Annotated in this window: 21 protein-coding genes; 3 read left to right on the top strand and 18 right to left on the bottom strand. The window is 47.8% G+C overall.

The genetic code is table 11. From position 1 onward, the window contains the following. Positions 1-8: 8 nt before the first annotated feature. The 8 genes from waaF to ACN4EK_RS03880 all read right to left on the bottom strand — a co-directional run bounded on the left by waaF (position 9) and on the right by ACN4EK_RS03880 (position 8,275). The gene (gene waaF, locus ACN4EK_RS03915; protein ID WP_431656176.1) at positions 9-1,097 is read right to left on the bottom strand and encodes a lipopolysaccharide heptosyltransferase II; all 1,089 of its coding nucleotides are present in this window, start codon (positions 1,095-1,097) and stop codon (positions 9-11) included. 64 nt (positions 1,098-1,161) lie between these two features. Beyond that, on the bottom strand, positions 1,162-2,256 hold the full coding sequence (locus tag ACN4EK_RS03910) for a bifunctional heptose 7-phosphate kinase/heptose 1-phosphate adenyltransferase (protein WP_431656175.1): 1,095 nt from the start codon (positions 2,254-2,256) through the stop codon (positions 1,162-1,164). Continuing rightward, positions 2,249-2,911, bottom strand: coding sequence for a D-glycero-alpha-D-manno-heptose-1,7-bisphosphate 7-phosphatase (locus ACN4EK_RS03905; protein WP_431656174.1), 663 nt, complete (start codon positions 2,909-2,911; stop codon positions 2,249-2,251). Before ACN4EK_RS03905 ends, ACN4EK_RS03910 begins: the two co-directional genes overlap by 8 nt. 9 nt (positions 2,912-2,920) lie before the next feature. Further along, positions 2,921-3,646 carry an SDR family oxidoreductase gene (locus ACN4EK_RS03900; RefSeq protein WP_431656173.1) on the bottom strand — a complete coding sequence of 242 codons (726 nt, stop codon included), beginning with the start codon at positions 3,644-3,646 and terminating at the stop codon, positions 2,921-2,923. A gap of 35 nt (positions 3,647-3,681) precedes the next feature. Beyond that, positions 3,682-5,640 carry a glycosyltransferase gene (locus ACN4EK_RS03895; RefSeq protein ID WP_431656172.1) on the bottom strand — a complete coding sequence of 653 codons (1,959 nt, stop codon included), beginning with the start codon at positions 5,638-5,640 and terminating at the stop codon, positions 3,682-3,684. Positions 5,641-5,688: 48 nt separating this feature from the next. Then, a complete protein-coding gene (locus ACN4EK_RS03890) occupies positions 5,689-6,660 on the bottom strand; it encodes a glycosyltransferase (protein WP_431656171.1) in 972 nt (323 codons plus the stop codon). 24 nt (positions 6,661-6,684) lie between these two features. After that, positions 6,685-7,188, bottom strand: coding sequence for a glycosyltransferase family 9 protein (locus tag ACN4EK_RS03885; protein WP_431656170.1), 504 nt, complete (start codon positions 7,186-7,188; stop codon positions 6,685-6,687). Further along, positions 7,178-8,275, bottom strand: a complete 1,098-nt coding sequence (locus ACN4EK_RS03880; RefSeq protein WP_431656169.1) for a glycosyltransferase family 9 protein — start codon at positions 8,273-8,275, stop codon at positions 7,178-7,180. Before ACN4EK_RS03880 ends, ACN4EK_RS03885 begins: the two co-directional genes overlap by 11 nt. 374 nt (positions 8,276-8,649) lie before the next feature. Between ACN4EK_RS03880 and ACN4EK_RS03875 the strand changes: the two genes are divergently transcribed. Then, positions 8,650-9,123 (top strand): hemerythrin domain-containing protein, encoded by a 474-nt coding sequence (locus ACN4EK_RS03875; protein WP_431656168.1) that lies wholly within the window; start codon positions 8,650-8,652, stop codon positions 9,121-9,123. Positions 9,124-9,252: 129 nt separating this feature from the next. Here the strand turns inward: ACN4EK_RS03875 and ACN4EK_RS03870 are convergent, their stop codons facing one another. From ACN4EK_RS03870 to ACN4EK_RS03860, 3 genes are all read right to left on the bottom strand, one after another. After that, positions 9,253-10,458, bottom strand: coding sequence for a PucR family transcriptional regulator (locus ACN4EK_RS03870; protein WP_431656167.1), 1,206 nt, complete (start codon positions 10,456-10,458; stop codon positions 9,253-9,255). Positions 10,459-10,883: 425 nt separating this feature from the next. Continuing rightward, positions 10,884-11,126, bottom strand: a complete 243-nt coding sequence (locus tag ACN4EK_RS03865) for a hypothetical protein (RefSeq protein ID WP_431656166.1) — start codon at positions 11,124-11,126, stop codon at positions 10,884-10,886. 79 nt (positions 11,127-11,205) lie between these two features. Beyond that, the gene (locus ACN4EK_RS03860; protein ID WP_431656165.1) at positions 11,206-11,439 is read right to left on the bottom strand and encodes a hypothetical protein; all 234 of its coding nucleotides are present in this window, start codon (positions 11,437-11,439) and stop codon (positions 11,206-11,208) included. Between the two features lie 500 nt (positions 11,440-11,939). Here ACN4EK_RS03860 and ACN4EK_RS03855 point away from each other — a divergent pair, with 500 nt between their 5' ends. Together ACN4EK_RS03855 and ACN4EK_RS03850 are read left to right on the top strand one after the other, a co-directional pair. Continuing rightward, positions 11,940-12,122, top strand: coding sequence for a CsbD family protein (locus ACN4EK_RS03855; protein ID WP_431656164.1), 183 nt, complete (start codon positions 11,940-11,942; stop codon positions 12,120-12,122). A 221-nt stretch (positions 12,123-12,343) separates the two neighbouring features. Continuing rightward, entirely contained in the window at positions 12,344-12,613 is a 270-nt protein-coding gene (locus tag ACN4EK_RS03850) for a GlsB/YeaQ/YmgE family stress response membrane protein (protein WP_431656163.1), read from the top strand. A 224-nt stretch (positions 12,614-12,837) separates the two neighbouring features. Here the strand turns inward: ACN4EK_RS03850 and ACN4EK_RS03845 are convergent, their stop codons facing one another. The 7 genes from ACN4EK_RS03845 to ACN4EK_RS03815 form a co-directional block, all read right to left on the bottom strand. Next, the gene (locus tag ACN4EK_RS03845; protein ID WP_431656162.1) at positions 12,838-13,506 is read right to left on the bottom strand and encodes a sugar transferase; all 669 of its coding nucleotides are present in this window, start codon (positions 13,504-13,506) and stop codon (positions 12,838-12,840) included. Positions 13,507-14,082: 576 nt separating this feature from the next. Next, a complete protein-coding gene (locus ACN4EK_RS03840) occupies positions 14,083-14,871 on the bottom strand; it encodes a hypothetical protein (RefSeq protein WP_431656161.1) in 789 nt (262 codons plus the stop codon). Between the two features lie 64 nt (positions 14,872-14,935). Then, a complete protein-coding gene (locus tag ACN4EK_RS03835; RefSeq protein ID WP_431656160.1) occupies positions 14,936-16,159 on the bottom strand; it encodes an aspartate aminotransferase in 1,224 nt (407 codons plus the stop codon). After that, complete coding sequence (locus ACN4EK_RS03830; protein ID WP_431656159.1) at positions 16,156-17,316, bottom strand: iron-containing alcohol dehydrogenase family protein; 1,161 nt, start codon at positions 17,314-17,316, stop codon at positions 16,156-16,158. Before ACN4EK_RS03830 ends, ACN4EK_RS03835 begins: the two co-directional genes overlap by 4 nt. Positions 17,317-17,425: 109 nt before the next feature. After that, the gene (locus ACN4EK_RS03825) at positions 17,426-17,941 is read right to left on the bottom strand and encodes a Ycf51 family protein (protein WP_431656158.1); all 516 of its coding nucleotides are present in this window, start codon (positions 17,939-17,941) and stop codon (positions 17,426-17,428) included. Between the two features lie 34 nt (positions 17,942-17,975). Then, on the bottom strand, positions 17,976-18,395 hold the full coding sequence (locus ACN4EK_RS03820) for a tetratricopeptide repeat protein (protein ID WP_431656157.1): 420 nt from the start codon (positions 18,393-18,395) through the stop codon (positions 17,976-17,978). A 121-nt stretch (positions 18,396-18,516) separates the two neighbouring features. Beyond that, positions 18,517-18,873, bottom strand: a complete 357-nt coding sequence (locus tag ACN4EK_RS03815) for a HesB/IscA family protein (RefSeq protein WP_431656156.1) — start codon at positions 18,871-18,873, stop codon at positions 18,517-18,519. Between the last annotated feature and the right edge of the window lie 115 nt (positions 18,874-18,988).

Below are 18,988 nucleotides of genomic sequence, written 5' to 3'. Positions count from 1 at the left end.
GGAGTAAATTAGTGACTCAATAAAAGTTCTGAACTCAGTTGGAGTAATTCTAAGGTGGCTTGTACTACTGTCTCCGGGAGAACTAATCGTAAACAGTTATGATGCCCTTCTGGGCAAATACTCTTGTAACAGATCCGACAGGGAACATCATGAAATAACACCCGATTCGGCACGCCCCAGGGAGTATGTTGAAGATTAGTTAGCGCATAGAGATCAATAACTGGAGTGCCTACTGCTGCTGCTATATGAACAGGACCCGTATTGTTAGAAATCAGTAAGGGAGCGATCGATAATAAGGCAGTCAGTTCAGCTAAATTTAAGCGATCGACTAGCGAATGAGATGGCACTTTCATTGCCCGTTGAATGCTTTCAACTAACTCAAGTTCCGAATGAGTTCCCGTAAAGATCACCTGAATGCCTGATGTCTGCACCAGTTGCCGAGCTACGATCGCAAAGTGCTCTGGCGGATAGCGGCGAGACGGAGCCGTTGCTCCCGGATGAATCACGACCCAGGGGCGTTGCAGATCTACTCCCATTACCGCTAAATTCTGCCGTACCTGATATTTTATCGTCGCATCTACCTGTAGCCTCATGCGATCGTCATTGACCTCGCAACCTACACTGGCAACTAAGTCGAGTTGTCGCTGCACTTCATGGCGAGTCAACTGCTCGGGTTCTGGATCTTTAATCCAGTTGGTGAGTAGTTGATAGGGATTTTCATGGCAATGGGCTAATCGTAGTGGAATGCCTGCCATATAGCAGAGAAACGCCGATGGTAAGGGATTTTGACTATAGACTGTAAAAATTACTGCCGCATCATACTCTGCCTGCCGCAGCCGCTCAATCATGGCGTATTCCGGTTCACTATTCACCCGAAGGGCGGTGGCTTTGAGCCAGGGGGCATCATAAATGATCAGATCATCCAGTTCGGGAATTTGCGGCGCGATCGCGGCTCCGGCGGCTGAAGTCATTAAGGTAATCCGGCGACCCGGTTGGGAGGTTTTTAGTGCCCGAATCGCTGGCGTGGTCATAATCACATCCCCGATCGTGTCTAAGCGGATGCAGAGAATATGGTTAGCTGAGTGCCAATTTGACATAAGCTGGTTGCGGCTAAGGTTAGGGAAATCAATTTATATCCAACCTAGATTTGTATTAGAACTTTCAAAGTCCCCCAGAATTGGGGGATTTAGGGGGCGAGTGCAACAGTTTTGGTACTTTGGAAGCGTCCTTTAAGCGATCGCCAACGAATTGATTTTGCTCCTTTAACGATTGAGATAAGGCAATTGCAGCGCAGGGAGTGGTTCCGGGCTGTTGCACGACTACAGCCGTGGCAGTGGAGGCGAGGAAAGCTGCTGTAGGCGTGGGAGTCCGGCTGGCTAACGCCAGGGTAAGGGTGGCAATAAAAGTGTCTCCTGCCCCAGAGGTTTGGTGTTGTGGAGCGGGTTGCGTGGTAGTGTGGCAGACAGGTTGCCCCTGTTCAAACACGATCGCGCCTTCAGTATCCAGGGTGACGGCAGCAATCTTGGCTCCAGTGATCTGTAAGAGGCGATCGCCAAAGGGGGCAATTTGATTCGCGCGATCGTGGGTTTGCTGGGATAACCCCAGTAATTGGATCGCCTCCCGATAGTTCGGTTTAACGGCTGTGACGTTGACTGCCTGGTAAGCGGATAGCTGCTTGGTATCTACCACGATCGGGCGGGGCTGTTGCGCCTGGAGATCGGCTAAAACATCAATTATCCGAGGAGTCAGGATGCCATATTGATAGTCGGAAATAATGATGGCATCACATTGAGGGAATAGCTGGATTAAGCGATCGATCAGTTGCAGCTCTAATTCAGGCGAGAGTGCTTCTGTACTGCCGTGATCGAATCGAACAATTAACTGGGTATTAGCCACCACTCGTTGTTTGGTTAAAGTCTGACGATCGTCACTCCTGATTAGATGTTGATCGCTAATAGTTGATCCGGCTAGTACGTGTTGTAACCGTTTGCCAGCCTGGTCGTGACCAATGACCGATAGCAGCCATACCTGTGCCCCTAAACTGGCAACATTCATTGCTGTGTTGGCGGCTCCACCGGGAAAGTCCTGGCGTTGATTAACGGCAACCACGGGAACGGGAGCTTCCTGGCAAAGCCGATCGGCGTGTCCTATCAGGTAAGAATCCAGCATGACATCACCGATCACTAGCACCGTGAGGGACTGCCAGCGATCAATGATATCAGCGAGGTTAGTGAGTTCGATCGCAGACTCAATCATGTTCCGTCACGCAAGGTCGATTAGTCGTTAAATGGGTTAGTTCGATCGTTGACAAAGCGATTGACGGTGACAGTTCTACTGGAGAGAAACTAAGATTGTCGATCGCAGTGATGACTCGGGCTGCTTCCCATAGATTATTAACAACATGATGCGGCAGTCGTCGCGGGGAAAGCTGCCACTCGGTTTCATTGCCGTTATCCAATAAAATGGTACGACATCCAACCGCACGACCGGCCTCAACATCATGCAGAATATCTCCAATGAACCACGATCGCGGCAAGCTGAGTTGGTGGATATGGGCGGCGCGTTTGAGTAGACCGGGTTGGGGCTTGCGACAGGTACAATCCACTGCGTAAGGCTGCACCACACCATCAGGATGATGGGGACAATAATAAAATCCTGTCAGGGGAACCGCGATCGCGGCAAAGAGTTCCTGTAACCGTTGTTCTACCGCGACTAACGCCGTTTCGGCAAAGTATCCTCGTGCTACTCCAGATTGATTGCTAATCACAATTAATGGATATCCTGCCTGATGCAGTAAACGTAGTCCTTCTGCCGCTTTTGGGGTAAAGCGAATCCATTCTGGATCAACATTATAGGGAACATCCTGAATTAGTGTGCCATCCTTATCCAAAAATACCGCTTTGCGATGCATGATTTCTCCCTACGGCCAGGAGGTTTCTTGCATGGGTAATACCATTACCTCTGGAATCACGGTTGCTTCCGGCTGGGTCAAAATAAATCGCACTGTTTCTGCTACATGTTTTGGCTCTTGTAATTTCTCTAATGGTGTATCAGGAAAGCGATCGAGAATAAATGGAGTTCTCATTCCACCCGCGACAACGGCTGTAACTTTCACCTGATGGGGACGTGCTTCTACGTGGAGCGCATGGCTCAAGCCCATTAAACCCCATTTGCTGGCGTGATAGGCGGTAGCATTCGACCAGGTGCGTTTAGCGGCAGTCGAGGCAATGTTCACGATATGTCCATGCCCCTGCTGTTTCATCAGAGGTAACACGAGTTTAGCAAGAATAAATGGCGCTCTCAGATTCACATTTAACACGCGATCGATATCCGCGATCGATAGTTCTTCGATCGGTAAGGTTACGTCGGTTCCGGCATTATTCACCAGTACATCAATGCGACCAAATTGATCAACGATTTTTTGAACGGTAGTTTCCAATTGTTGATCATTAGTGATATCTAGAGGCAACGCGATCGCTTCCCAGCCCTGTTCCTGTAATCTCCTTGCCACCTGCTCCGCCTGATCAAACTTAATATCAGCGATGATAACTGAAGCTCCAGCCTCAGCTAAGGTTTCACAAATCGCGGCTCCTAAACCCTGACCACCGCCTGTAATCAGGGTGACTTTTTCTGTTAATCCCGTCATGCAAATTCACTCCTTAATTGATTTCATTGCGAGAGTTATGCCAAGGTCGGAAAGACTGTATCTGATTCCACCAATCTAACGGCATCGGGTTGAGCTGGACTGATGATTTTTGGCATTCCTTCCAGTTCCCAACTTGTTGGCAATTGGGTCTGCCTGGAATTTGTTGTGAGTAATTGTTCTTCCAGTAGTTCACACAGTAGATGAATCACTAAAATCTGTACCTCCTGAATTCTCTGAGTTTCTAACGCTGGCACTACGATCGCAATATCTGCCATTGCCTGTAGTTCACCTCCGTCTCCCCCTAAAAGCGCGATCGTGCTGAGATTCAAGCGCTGGGCGGCGGTAAATGCTGCCACCAAATTCTTAGAACGACCACTGGTACTGATGCCAATCAATAGATCCTGTGGTTGCGCGAAGGTTTCTACCTGTCGGGCAAACACATCCTCATAACTGACATCATTTGCCCACGCGGTCAAAAACGCGGTATCCGCTGTCAATGCCATTGCCGGTAATCCGGCGCGGTGGGGACAACAAAAACGACCAACGAGTTCGGCAGCAAAATGCTGGGCATCAGCGGCACTGCCCCCATTTCCGGCAATCAGTAGTTTACCTCCTCGGGAGAAACAGGTACTCATGGCTTGGGCGGCGGCTTGAATCACAGGTCGTAAGCGCCGCTGGGACTGTTGAATCGCATCCGTAATGGCTGCAAATCCCCGATCTAAGACGGCAAATTGCTCCGTTTCCACGCCTGTCACGATACTGATGCCGCTCAAAACCTCTTCATACAGGGCTGCAACCGTACTGGTCACTTTCTGCCAGGTAAAGTGCTCCTGACTGCGACGGATGGCTTGATGCCCAAATAGACTGATCAGTTGGGGGCTGTTGAGTAAATGCAGCAGGCGATCGGCGAGAGGCTTGGGTTGATTCGGTGGCACCAAATAGCCCGTCTCACCATCTTTGACCGTGAATTTAATTCCTCCAACATCGGCACCGATGACTGGAGTACCACAGGACATGGCTTCAATGGGCGTAATCCCAAACGGCTCATACCAGGGAGTTGTGACAAACACATCGGCAGCACTGTAGTAGTATTTCAACACTTCCCGCCCTTTACGCCCCACAAAGGTCACTTGGGAGGTAATCCCCAGTTCTGCCGCGATCGCCTGTAACCGTCCAATCTCCGGTGTCTGTAGGGGGTCTGGAGTATCTGCTTCACCCCCAACAATCAGAAGTCGAACAGGGGCAGGGTGGTGTTTGAGCAGTTCCGCAAACCCGCGTATGACATTATCAATCCCTTTACGCGGTACCATGCGACCCAGTTGTAAAATCAGTTGTTCATCAGGAGATAAGCCTAAGGTTAACCGGGCGCGAATTTTGTTAATTGCCCAAAATTCCATCGGATCAAAGCCACAGGGAATGACGCTAATGCGGTTGGGATTGGCGTGGTAGAGCGTTAGCAAATCCTCGCGATCCTGGGGACATTCGGCAATGATGTAATCCGCATCCTGAACGACTCGATCTTCGATCGCAAACCGTTCGTCTGGAAATAGATCTGCCTGTCCTTGGTACTGACGGCGAACCCGACCTAAGGCATGGAACGTCACGACATAGGGAATGCCCAGCGATCGCTTAATTTCGGCAGCAACCAGGGCTGACATCCAGAAATTAGCATGGATCAGATCATACGCGACCTGACAGCGACACCAGTGCAACACAAACCCGGTAAATTCGCCCATATAGGGTAGCAGATGTTCCTTGGGTAAAGCGATCGGCGGTCCGGCGGGAACATGGATAACTCGGACTCCCTGCTGCCACTCCACAATATCCGGTAGACGCTCACAATCCCGGCGAGTCAGCACATCTACGTCATAACCGATCGCGGCTAAATGCTTGGCGAGTTGACCTACATAAACATTTTGCCCACCACTATCAACGCCCCCAAAAATGCCAAGTGGAGTGGCATGTTCGCTAATTAGCGCAATTCGTTTCGTCATAGTTCCGCTCTCGGAGGTGAATATAGTTCTGGTGCTAATCGCAATCGTTTATGAGGAATGGCTAACTAAGGCTGAATGGTAGTCGATCGCTCGTTCAAATGCCTGCTGCCAATCCTGGGTAAAACGCTGAATGTTAAAACGCGATCGGGCTTGCTCCTGGGCGGCGGCTCCTAACCTGTGGGCTTTAGCGGGATCGACAATCAGTTCTCGCATCCGTTCGATCAACTGCTCAATATTCGTATCAATATAGCCAGACACTCCATTTTCAATCACCGTTGTCAATTCAGTCGTGGCTAATCCAACGATCGGGAGTCCAATCATCATGGCTTCACATACGGCTAAACCGAGGCTAGTGTAGCGCACTGGATGAAAGAAAAATCGATACCGCGATTGAAATTCGGGTAACTGGAGATGGGGCACTTCACCCAAACCCCCGAGTAGTTCTGCCTGCATTCCAACTAAATCGAGGGGAACTGTTTGCCGTACCTGCTGAAAAAGATCTGCTCCTAACCGCCGCCCTCGCTTGGCTAAACCGTTGGCAACAACGATGCCTCGCGCGATGTCTCCAGTATATTGCACTGTATCGGGGATCACTACTCCATGCTCGATCACACAGGTAGGGGTACGACCGCAATCCCACATCAATTGGTTGAAATGAGTCACATGCACTAGTAATACATTTGGATCATCAACAATATGGGTTGTATTTGTGGGATGTTCTTGGGGCGGGTCATGTTCTAAATAAAGGCAAGGTAGCTGTCGCTGAGATGCCGATAAGATTTCATACTGATCCTGTAAATAGTTACGACGAGATTGAAATAAGATGCAATCAAATTGCTGATTTTGCACCTCTTGAGCAGGAATATCATGCACATTATCCCCCCAAGGCAACCCTGGTAGCCGCCCTCCATATCCTTCGGGTTTACTCGGTTTAATCGGCAGATAAAACTCATGGGGAGTTTGAGTTAAGTAGTAAAGATAGCTACCGTGAATGTGCCAGGTGAGGATTCGTAACCGCATAGGATCAAAGGATAGAAGAATAATTCATTCAGCGATCGCTAAAGCACTTGCTTCTGGAACAGAAAAGCCGACAGAGGTGAGTAAATGCAGATAATAGTCTGTCAATGTCATCGCAATCATGGGAGGTGGAACAGATGGTGAAAGCACTCCACCCCCAAACTCTTGAGATTGCCCTAAGCGGATGGGAATGCCTGCCAGGTAGCAGGAGTACGCCAATGAGTAGGGAGATTGCCCCGGTGTCGTGAAGATCATAGCGGCATCATAGCGATGGGCTTGAAGTTGCTCTATTAACGTCCTACCGCGATCGCCATAGTTTGAATGGGTTTGCTGTACCCACTCGTCTAATGTTGTTGTCATTGGAGCGTAGCGATATGTTGATGTTTCAAGCAACAGTAAAGTGATTTCAGCCTGGGGTAGGTTGTGTTTAACCACTTGTAAGGCGACATTAAGGGCAGCTAATTGATTCTGATCATCGCTGGAACAGAGTATGAGTAGTCGTGCGACTTCTTGCCAGGGTTCAGGAGGCACAAGCAACCTCCTGTTCTAGTAGTTTGATGGCGGCTGTGATTACGGCTGTAGTGGTTCTAGAGGAGGAAAAGAGTGTAGGATCAGATGCTAGATACTCTGAGTCAGATTGCCTACACTCTTCAGGGCAGACTTGAACAATGCGGTGACGCTGGCGATCGAGGGGTGACCAACGCTGCGGATCGGAATTAGAAAACACGACGACACTTTTCACCCGCAGTGCCGCCGCTAAATGAGAGATACCCGTATCGTTACAAACCACTAACTGCGATTGTTTCAACAATGCTGCGATCGTCCCTAAGCTCGTTTTTCCTACCAAATCGATCGCCGGAAATCGCATCGCTTGGGCGACGGACTGCGTCAAACTTGCCTCAGCTTTGCTTCCTGTTAGAACAATCTGCCAGCCCTGAGCGGCTAATCGATCCGCGACGATCGCAAAGTTATGGGGATGCCAACGCCGAGAACTCACACTAGCCCCAGGATGAATACAAATATAGCTACCAATCCTGAGGTCATGGCTGAGTGCGATCGCTTGGAAATCCTGCCATTCTGATTGCCCGATCGGAAATTCTAGCTGTGTCCCTTGCAGGGGAATGCCCAGGAACTCTAGGAGTCGCAAATGTCGCCAGATTTCATGCTCCTGCTCGGGATACGCCAGGAAGGTCGTTGGATCGGGGCAGTAGTGTTCATCTGAGAAGAATCCTGCACTCTGCTGGGCTCCTAACAACAGAGTCAAGGCATTCATGCAAATCCCATTCCCATGCATTTGCAGGGCAAGATCGAGGTTTAACTGTTGCATTTGTGCCAGAAAGGCGGCGACGCGCTGTGGGTGGACTGAAGCTTCGGGAATGCCGGGATAGCCAGGAAACTCAACCCAGCTATCGAGGTAATGCTGGAAGCGTTGGACAAACTGGGTTGCCCAGGGTAGACCGACTAACATGATTTGAGCATCTGGAAAGTACGATCGCAAAGCTCGTAAAGCCGGAACTAAACAGAGTAGATCGCCTAATCCGGGGAGCGCTCGCACGATCGCAATAGTTTGAGGTGAAGGATTTTGTAGTTTTTGATGCATATTCAATGACTGTTTCACCTCCTACATTCCTTTGCCGACAATACCACCCCAGCAAAAATTTCTTTAACTAAATAGTGATTGGCTTTAATTAGATATAGGTTTCTATAAAGCATATTAGTGAAGCAGTTTTCTTAAATTCATTAGGCATTTGCACAAATAGTACGATCGTCTTTTTTAAAGAGATTGGTCAAATGCCTAATTGTGTAAAGAAGTGATGTATAATTCGTCCTAGTTCGATTTGCCTAAAAACTTTTTTCAAGCTTTTGATTTATTTGATAATTACTAGAGTGACGGCATGATGTTAAGTCAAAAGGATGATGATTTTCCTGGGACGCGATCGTCAATTTAAACGTAAGCCTATACTTAGGTGACTAAACTACAGGAGAACGATCATGGCTAGGGCACAGAATATTCTTTTGATGATTGAAAACGAACATCGAGAAGTAGAACAATTGTTTGATCAATTTGAAAGTGCAGGCAGTAGGAAAAAAGTCCAAGAATGTTTTAATCAGATTTATAAAGAATTAAGCTTACATGCCCAGGCAGAGGAGTTAGCTTTTTACCCAGCGATGCGGGAGTATGAGGAAATAGAGAGCTATATCGAAGAGGCTGAGTCTGAACACAATTCAGTCAAGATTTTGCTTGAGCAGATGAAAGCTCTTAAGCCTGAAGATGCTGAATTTAAACTAAAAATGACTCACTTAAAAGAAGCTGTCATACATCACATTAAGGAAGAAGAATCTGAGATCTTTACGGCAGTACGTGAATGTATGAATGAAGAGAAGCTGGAAGAATTGGGTCAACGATTTCAAGAAGCAAAACAGAAATGGCAATCCGAGGTTGAAGCCGCTTTAGCTAGAAAATAAGTTAAAGCTACCATGGACTGAATATCTAACAATCTCTTGGATAAAACAAGCAACATCTTTTTTGAATTACGATCGCTCGGAATAAAGGGTCGTAATTTTTAATACTTACTTGATGCTAGTACCAGTTAACTAACTCACTGGGGCAGATTGGAGCGATCGCAGAAGTAAACAAAGCCGCATTTGTACCGCATCATCAAATCTGCGTGGCTCTAAACCAGTTAAAGAGAAAATTTTATCTAATCGATAACTCAGGGTATTGCGATGAATTGAAAGTTGTTTCGCCGTCGCAGAAGGACAACAATCTTTGGCAAAAAATACATTTAAAGTAGTGAGCAATTCTGGTTCGTGATCTAAAGGGCTAAGGAGATATTTCGCCAAATCTACCTTAGTCCCTTCATCTGCCACACCAATGAACGCGGCGATGCCTAGCTCACCTAAACAATGCACTCGGTTATGTCCTTTGAATCGGCTCCCGAGCGACAGGGCGGCACGGGCATCTTCATAGGAGCGAGCTAGTCCTTGAACTCCAGGGTGATAGCGACCAACTCCAATGTCGATCGCTGCTCCCGTATCACTGCGTAATCGAAGTAGTAAAGCGTCGGCGGCTCGCTTTAACGCGGCTAAATTTGCCCAGGATGACCCCGATCCCCGAGAAATGTCTCCACAATCTGCCCAGGGATTCAGATTTTTCGTATCGCTCGCTTTAAGGACACAAACATTACCCTGTCCTAAATCAGCACAAATGGTATCGCTGGGTAGGTGAAAAAAGTTGACAATGCTACCAATAATAACTTGGGTGCGGCGGTGTTGCTCTAATTCAGCTAATTGATAGCCTGCCCAACCAGAGGTTTTCAAAACATAATCTGCCGCATTAATTAAGATGACGGCTCTAGGAGGAGCTAAGTCCATACCAAGTTGCCTTGCTTGAGTAAGAATGACCGCCTCATCCTGAATCCGACCATGCAATAGCTCATAAATCAATTGATTTTTTAACTCATGGGGGTTAGGTGGTTGCTCTTGGTGATTAGTGGTTTGATGAATAACTAATTCAACCAAAACTTGAGCCAATCGAGGTGAAATAGCCTCTTGATTCAGTGGTTCACCGACAATAATTTCGCCAATTCCAGCTTCATGTTGTAAGGGTACTCTTAAAAAGTTTTCTAGGAGCTTACTACTTCTTTCCCAGTTCAACGCCAACCCAACTTGATCAGGTTCACTACTTGTAACGACTACTCCTTTTGCATCGGTGACTAAAACAGGAGCATAGAGGAGTTGGGCAATCTTATCGGTAACAATACCGGCAATTTGAATGAAGCGATCGGAAACATCTATCATGAACTTCGCTTAAAAAAGTCCCTTAAAATATAGCCTGATGGCATCGTAGAAGGGGGCTTAAAGCCCTGCGGGCATACTAGAAAAGGGGGCTAAAAGGATGCAAATTAAGTCAGACTCACTGTGGGTTTACACCGTAGCTCAGAATTGGGGGCTAGGGGGTAGTTCAGGTAGCGATGATGGCTGTTCAAACAACCTCTAAAGCTACGACTAACTTAATCATGCAACTTACTCTACTTTGAACTGCCTAACATCTATCAGAAGAGCGAATCATCCGCTCCAATTTATTCTTTGCTGCCTTAAAATAAAACTTCCGTTCATGACAACGATCTTTCTTTAAACAAAAAACTGCCTTGCTATCAAGCAAAGCAGAAATATAAATCTTGTGCGAGTTAGAAAAGCTTAATCCCTTGGGCTGAAGGACAAACTTACATTTTGCCTTTCTGCATCACTTCTTGCAGATGACGACGCAGTTCTTCTACATGCTTGTTGTCTTCTTGTTGAAGCTTTTTCAGTAGATCAACACAGGGCTGAGAACCTATCTTCTGAGCGTCTTGCATATAGGTTTCATACATTTGAACCGCTTCAGCTTTGTTCTTTAGCACCGTCAAGAGATCATACTCAAGATCACTGATCGCCTTTGTGCCACTATTGGAGACACCAGTTGTCATAATATTCCTCCTTTTTGCTGAGAGTTCTTGAATCGAACACTGCTAAAAGTTTACTGATCGCCTATTAGTACAACATCAATCAAAGGAGGGAAGAGTTGGGTGTGCGATCGTCGCTACTTTCGGAATGGGTTGGCTGAAAAGCGGTTAAAAAGCTGGGTTGTCGCTCCCGCAGAGGTAAGGGCTGAGGCATAGGACGATCGGCGATCGCTTCTACCAATGGTAATTCCCACCAACAATGGCGGCAAAACCAATATATCTGGGTATCACGCACATGCCGAAGCAGTTTAGCGGAGCAATAGGGACAAGTTGCCATAATGTTTTTTAAGCATTTGTTAAACGTCTGACGTGTTAAATTGGCATTCATTTTTAATGAATTGCCTCTTTATTAAAGTCTTAATATTATCTCAGTTTCCTTAGAAAAATACTTCTGTCGATCGAGTTACTTCCTGATAAAGAATTGCTTGAATATCTTGTCATCCTAAATACATTTAGATTGCCATTACTGAGTATAGTTAAGCACGTAACACCGTTCTTGATAGAAATATGCCTGTTTTTAAGACTTGTCTCAGATTGTTTTTCTATCTATATCGCTAGAAAACTTTAATTAACTGCCGTTGATCGGCTGGATAACTTATCACCCTAATTTCCTATAACATGCTAGGAAGTTATCCTGTTTTTTGTTTACCCTATTGCTAAGAAATACAATGTAATCGTTGAGTCGAGCGCTGTACCTCTAGATAGATGAATCACGTTTGTATATTGTTTACTTTATAAGTGTTAAGTAGTTTATGAATGAAAAGGATCAGCACGAATATGAGTATCGAAGATAGAGCGAAGGCAACTTCTAAAAATGTTGAAGGGAAAGTCCAGGAAGCCGTTGGTAATGTAACCGGCGATCCTGAGGATAGAGCAGAAGGTAAAGCCAAGCAAGGTGAAGCCAAAGTTCGGCATACGGCAGAAAATGCCAAAGATAAGGTAAAAGAAGCCCTGGATTAATTATCAACCTTCCTTGGTCTGCTAATACACGAATAGGGGAGTTAAAGGCATTATTAGCTTAACTCCCCTATTTTGTTTTTGGTAGCATACTGTTAGTTGAATTTATTCACCATTTGGTTTGGTTAAGCATTAAAGCTTAACTTATACCTTATGACAGAGAGAAATATAGCGTTAATTTAGATAATCTCGTAAATAGATTTAGAAAAATATGAGGTGAAGCCATGAATATTATTGCCTGGTTAATTTTAGGATTGATTGCTGGGGCGATCGCAAAAGCAATTTATCCAGGTAGTCAAGGTGGTGGTATTCTTGCCACAACAATTTTGGGAATTATTGGTGCCTTCGTTGGCGGTAGCTTATACACACTACTGACAACAGGCACATTACAACTAGCGGCAACTGGATTCAGCATTCCAGGGTTAATTGTGGCTGTGCTTGGGGCGATTATCGCTATCTTCATCTGGGGTTTGATGACACGCCGTGCTGCATAAGTTGCCAAAACTTTAAGCGTTTACAACCGGGTTAGAGGCTTTCTTGGTTTACAAGAGAGCTTTTTTCTATGAGCCTCTAAGCTCACGTTTGACCATCAGCATGAATCTGCATTGTTGTTTAATGATGGCTTGTAGTCATAAGCATAGATTCAGAAAAAATGAGGGATGCAAACTGTATGCCCCTCATAAAGTATTAGTGGATCGAATTGAGAGAGTTTATCACTTTAACAAGCACCACTGCGAGCTAAAACAATTTGAACTGTTTTCATAACTAGCTGTAGATCGTAGACTACAGACCAGTAATGTTGGTATTGCACATCCAGTTTGACGATTTCCTCAAAATCCAGCACACTGGAGCGACCGCGCACCTGCCATTCTCCTGTCATGCCGGGTTTAACGTTCAATCTTGTCCAATGATGATTAGAGTAGTGTTGCACTTCGTCGAGGGTGGGTGGACGAGTGCCGACCAGGCTCATGTGCCCTAACAAAACATTCCAAAATTGTGGCAATTCATCCAGGCTAGTTTGGCGGAGAAACCTTCCCACGCGGGTAATACGAGGATCGTTTTCGTTCTTGAAAATATGACCTTTAGCTTGGTTTTGGATCTGGTGCTTGAGTTGATCGGCTTGAACCACCATCGATCGAAACTTCCACATCCGGAATGGACGACCACGATAGCCACAGCGAGTTTGACTGTAGAAAATGGGACCTGGATTGTCGATCTGAATGGCGATCGCGATGGGAATGAAGACTAAGGCAGTAATCAGGAGTCCAGCGATCGCCCCAACAATATCAAAGCATCGTTTGGTTTTACTACGGATAGAAGGGTGTATTGCCAAGATGCGGTCAACATCGGGGGGAATCCGCAGTAATGAGGTCTGAATTGAAGTCATAGTCATAGTCTTGCCGAGTCTCTGATGCAGTTCACAGCATATTCAGGAGCAATTATTTACTAAGGAAACCACGGGAAAACGTGGTACAGCCAAAGTCAGGCTGTGATGCTTAGTTATGATGACCGCTCTAGAATTATGCAACGTTAAGGTCGATGCCCCAGAAACCTGGACAGTCTACAAGAATGTATCAATGGCTATCAACGTTCCATTGAGCAGAGGAAAACCGAACATAACTCTGTTCGCCAGCCAGGTATCCTAACGCGGTTAAGCGTGATATTCCTACTTACCTATTTGGCAGATGACCTGACACTAAGACAACCTTCTTCAGATAGATGCGGACGGCATTCAGGCAGATAAACGTGGAGTCAAAAAATGCTACTACTACCCTGCCCTTGCAATGATCGACGTGTTCTGCAACTTGGCTGAAGTTGGAAGAATCAGATCAGTAGATGTCTCTTGTTGTGCCATTTATTGGCGAAAAATGCCAATAGTTATCTACTCGCTTCGCAAAATCTTAATCAAAATTCCGTAGGTATTCCGAAATTATACCAATTGAACCAGTAATCTCCGTAGCAGCTACAGCCCTGGTTTAATTCCTAGAAATTCTTCAATCCGGTCAACGGCAACCCGTACAGTATGGGCATTGGTATAGTCCTGATTAATCGGTAAGCGTTCGGCGGAACTGAGAAATAACACGGCTCGATAGAGCTTCTGTTTCTTCACCTGTTTTGTCTCTAGTTCGATCGCTAATATGGTGTCTAACGGTCGCTCAGTTATAGACCGCACCCCAAACCAGTTTTTCCGTTCCAACACTACTTTTTTTAGGCTTTTATAGAACGTACACGTCACCATGGGGTTCAGACTAACCGTTAGAATGCCACCGATCAGTCCGGTCACTCCCATCAAACTCAGAAGGTTAGTTGAGGTGCGGTTGGTTTGATGAATCGCGAGGGTAGATTGTCCAGGATTACTGACAAACTGGTTGATCTGCTGGATAGTCTGCTGCTGACCTGGATACCCCCTATCTGGATTGGCAAGTAAGGAAACCTGAGCCATTTCTGTGCTGATTGCCACATAGTAAGTCGGTCCCCCGCGCCCTCCCGATCGCCGGATGAGGGTGGCTCCTTGAGGGTTATAAAGTTTTTGGCTGGATGTCCTGCCAATCCAGGTGGCATGTTTGAGTTCACAGCTTGTCTGCGTTGGAGCCAATCGTTTGCAGGTGAAGGAGAGGGAGACAGGCTGGAAGCCAATCAGGTAAACCAGCAACCCTACACTCCCGATCGCCAGCAACACTCCCGTTATCCACAATGGCACTGGACGATGTTGTAGCGTTAGGCGTGTAGTCGTTTGCTCAATGACCTTCATCGCGAGTTCAGGTAGGGAACCACGATTCTAGCTGTTCCAGCAGGGATTAAGCGAAATCCGTCATCTACCGTCCTAGAACATCCCCACTACCCGTTAAAGCATTGGAGGGATAGGTGATCCCCGCTTGCTTGAACCGATTTAAGGCTTCACCCAGGCGATCGCAATCAGCAATTAAACTGATCCGCACATAGCCCTCTCCACCGGAACCAAAGGCATTGCCTGGGGTGACGACTACGCCAGTTTGTTGCAAAACTGACAGCGCAAAATCGGTTGACCCAATGCCGGGTGGACAGGGAACCCAGAGATACATGGTGGCTTCCGTTTTTGGCACCGTCCAACCCAATTCAGCTAACCCAGCAATTAAAAAATCCCGCCGGGTGCGATACCGGGCTTGCACTTCATGGAGATAGACATCCGGTAGTTGTAAGGCAGTTTCAGCCGCCGTTTGCAAGGCAGCAAAAATCCCATAATCGAGATTAGTTTTTAACGTCCGTAATCCCTGCACAATATGGCGATTGCCCACCACAAAGCCCACTCGCCAGCCTGCCATATTGTAGGTTTTAGACAGCGTATGGAACTCTACCCCAATATCCTTTGCCCCTGGAATCTCTAGCAAGCTCGTGGGTTGATAGCCGTCAAACGCTAACTCGGCATAACAGAGATCATGCACCAGTAAAATTTCATACCGGCGAGCAAACGCCACCACCTCTTCAAAAAACTCCCGAGGAGCCGTTGCCGCAGTTGGGTTACTGGGATAGTTAAAGTACAAAATTTTAGCTTGTTCCGCCACGGCATCCGGAATCGCAGCTAAATCAATTAACCAATTATTTTCCGGTTTAAGGATCAACTGATGAATCTTGCCACCCGCAATTAATGGGCCCCGGAAATGCGCCGGATAGGCTGGACTGGGTACCAGCACCAGATCCCCAGGATTGACATAGGCAAGTGCCAGATGAGTCAGTCCTTCCTTTGATCCCAGCAAGGGTAAGGCTTCCCCATCGGGATCTAGATCTACGTTGTAGCGTCGTCGATACCAATCGGTAATGGTGCGGCGGAAACTGGCGGTACCTTCAAAGGGCGGATAACCATGATTCGCGGGGCTTTGTAATGCCGCGATCGCCGCTTCTACCACGGGCTGAGGGGTGGCTCCATCGGGATTTCCCATGCCCAAATCAATTAAGTCCAAGCCCTGTTCCCGCGCCCGCAGCTTCAATTCATCGAGTCGGGCAAACACATAGGGAGGTAGCGATCCTAGACGATCGGCCGGGCTGATCCAATCCAGTTTCATGCCGACACCTCGCTGCTAGATGGATGGGAGATCAGCGCCGTCGATGCCATCGATCGCACTGGAGGCGGGGCAGTGGTGGATACCATCGCTGCCATCAATTGGGTGGGATCAACCGGGAAGGGTAAGCGGTGAAGATCGGAGTTAGGGGCACAGGCGACTTCGGCAGCATGACGCAGATCGGCGATCGACACCGTTGTTAACTGCAAATCATCCAGCGTTTGGGGTAAGCCAATTTCACTGTAGAACTTTAACAGTTGTTGACGAGCCGTTGCCGCCAGTTGATTGCCCTGCACCAATTCTTCTAAGCGCAACTGCACCAGAATGCCAAACGCCACCTTTTCTCCATGTAACATGGCGTGGCTAGCCGATAAATGAGTCAGTCCATTATGCACAGCATGGGCGGCTACCGTCCGACATTGGGCACCGCCTAACCCCCCAATCACTCCCGCCAGTAACACAGTGGCATCGACTACTTCCTGCCAGGTTTCGCCTCCCGGGGACTCCAGCGCCGCGATCGCTTTTTGCAATAACAGATCGCGTAACACCCGTGCCTGTTGCACCGCCGCAATCATCAAAGTTTGCTGCGAATGACCGCTACTGACTGAGGCTTCATACCACTTGGCGAGCGCGTCCCCAATCCCGGCAACCAGAGTGCGGCGGGGAGCGGTTTTGATCAAGTCATAGTCTAAAACCAGAAGATCTGGGCAGCGCGGTAGCCCCACATCATATAAAAAGGCTCCCTGATCCGAATACACATTGGATAGGGCTGTCCAGGCGGCACAGGTAGCTGCTGAGGTGGGAATTGTGACGACTGGAAGTTGTCGTTGATAGGCTAACAGTTTGGCGGCATCTAATGCCTTACCACCTCCGATGCCAATAATCACATCTGCCTGGTGAGTGGCTGCCGCTTGATGCATCACGGCTAACGTGGCTTCACTACAATCGGGACGGTAAGACACCTGGGAAAGTTGCAGCGATTGGGATTCCAGCCCTGACTGTAGCGGTGATTGCACCAGAGGTAGGGTTTGATCCCCACCGACCAATAACGGACGTTGCCCCAGACGGGCGATCGCTGCCCCTACCTGAGTCAAGATGCCACTGCCCCGGATCACCTGAGCAGGAGCCACCATAAGGGAGGGCAAGGGATAAGAGGTCATAGGCAGAGGCAGGAGTCGTGAGTAGCGGTGAATGAAATTACGGGGTTGGATTGGGTGTACCAAGAGCCAGAATTGGTGTCTAAGGACACACCCATCGTCATCTTACAGACTAACTTGTAACTTTCGGTAACTGAGCCAGCCGATCGCGGAAAATCGTGATCTGCATCTCGGTATCTTCCCGGCTTGACAGCGATCGTTCCACCTGTCCCAGATATAACGGCTGAGATATACCAGGAGCGGGATGTAACACGGTGCGAGCGCGGATTACCATCTTATCGCGTCCTTGAGACAAGCGACCGGATGAAAACAGATCCGCCGCCGCCTGTTGGAGAGTGGCATCCAGTTGGGTTTCGGTAATTTGGGGTGGGACAGCGATTACGGTTTCCGTGGCTCCCGTGTCATAGACCAGGGAAAATCGGACAGCACCGGGAATCTCGGGGCGGGTATAGAGTCCCAAACTGAGGGCAAATAGTCCAACAGTTAACACACCCATAAAGCCAGTCACACCGACCAGCCGAAAACGAAAGCCCCATTTAAGAATCCAGGCTAAAACGGTCACTGCTGCACAGAACAGAGTGAAATAGCCCGACCATTGGGCAAAGGTTTGTAATTGATTCGGAGACATGGATATCCAGCGTCAATGGCAGTGGGTACAGAATTTACTCAAATAACCAGGCTTTCACCCGTTCCAGGCTTTTCCAGTCGGGTTTGCGCGTTAACCCATCTTCCAGGTTGTGCTGGACTTCCTCACGGTACTCGGCGATCGCCATGATCAACTGTTGAGCCACTTCAATGTGAGGACGAACGCCTTTCTTGCCGGTATCCAGCATGGCGATCGCCAGATTAACCCGTGCCTGGGGATCTTGCGGGTTTAGTTTCACGGCCTTGCTGGCTGTCTCATAGGCTTTACTGGGTTTATCGGTCAGCAAATATAACCAGGCAAGACAGGTCCAGGCGGAACTTGTTTTCGGGGAGCGATCGCAGACCTCTTTAAACACAGGAATTAATTCCTCAGGTGCTTCCCCTGCCTTGTAGCGCTCAAGTCCTTGGTCAAAAAGAGTCTCAACGGTTTGGGTCATAGATTTGGGTATCAATGGTCAATAGGGAGTAAACAGAACTCAGCCAACAGCCGCCCTGGAAGCAAATCAATCTCCCTTAGGCTAGGTAACTGCTGGCATGACTCTGCTCACAGATGGTGCCTTATGCTGAAAACGACTTGCCACAACCGCAGGTTTGGTTAGCGTTCGGATTGGTGAACTGGAATCCACCTCCGATCAAGGCATCACTATAATCTAGTACCAATCCATAGAGATAGAGCATACTCTTGGGATCGCAGACGACTTTAAAGCCGTCGTAGTCAAACACTTCGTCAGTTGGCTGAATCTTGCTGGGGTCTTCAAAATCCATGGTGTAGGACATGCCAGAGCAACCACCGCCCCGAACCCCAACTCGCAAGCAGAGATCCTGTCCTTGCTTTTCACGCAGCAACAGTACATGCTTGAGAGCCGCATCCGACATTTGAATGCCTCGCTGTTGAGGCTGAACTGCCTGTGTCATGGGTGCTTACAACTCCTTGTTAATCCCAACATCCATCGATCGCGAGTCTATCCCTTCATCCTATCAAGGATAGAGGCTTAGGGGGGAGGTGGGGAGCTGTCTCTTATACACATCT

The organism is Pantanalinema rosaneae CENA516, from assembly GCF_050753385.1.
Classification (GTDB): Bacteria; Cyanobacteriota; Cyanobacteriia; order Leptolyngbyales; family Leptolyngbyaceae; genus Pantanalinema; species Pantanalinema rosaneae.
Note: the sequence above shows the minus strand (reverse complement) of the source record. Positions and strands in the feature narration are given on the sequence as shown.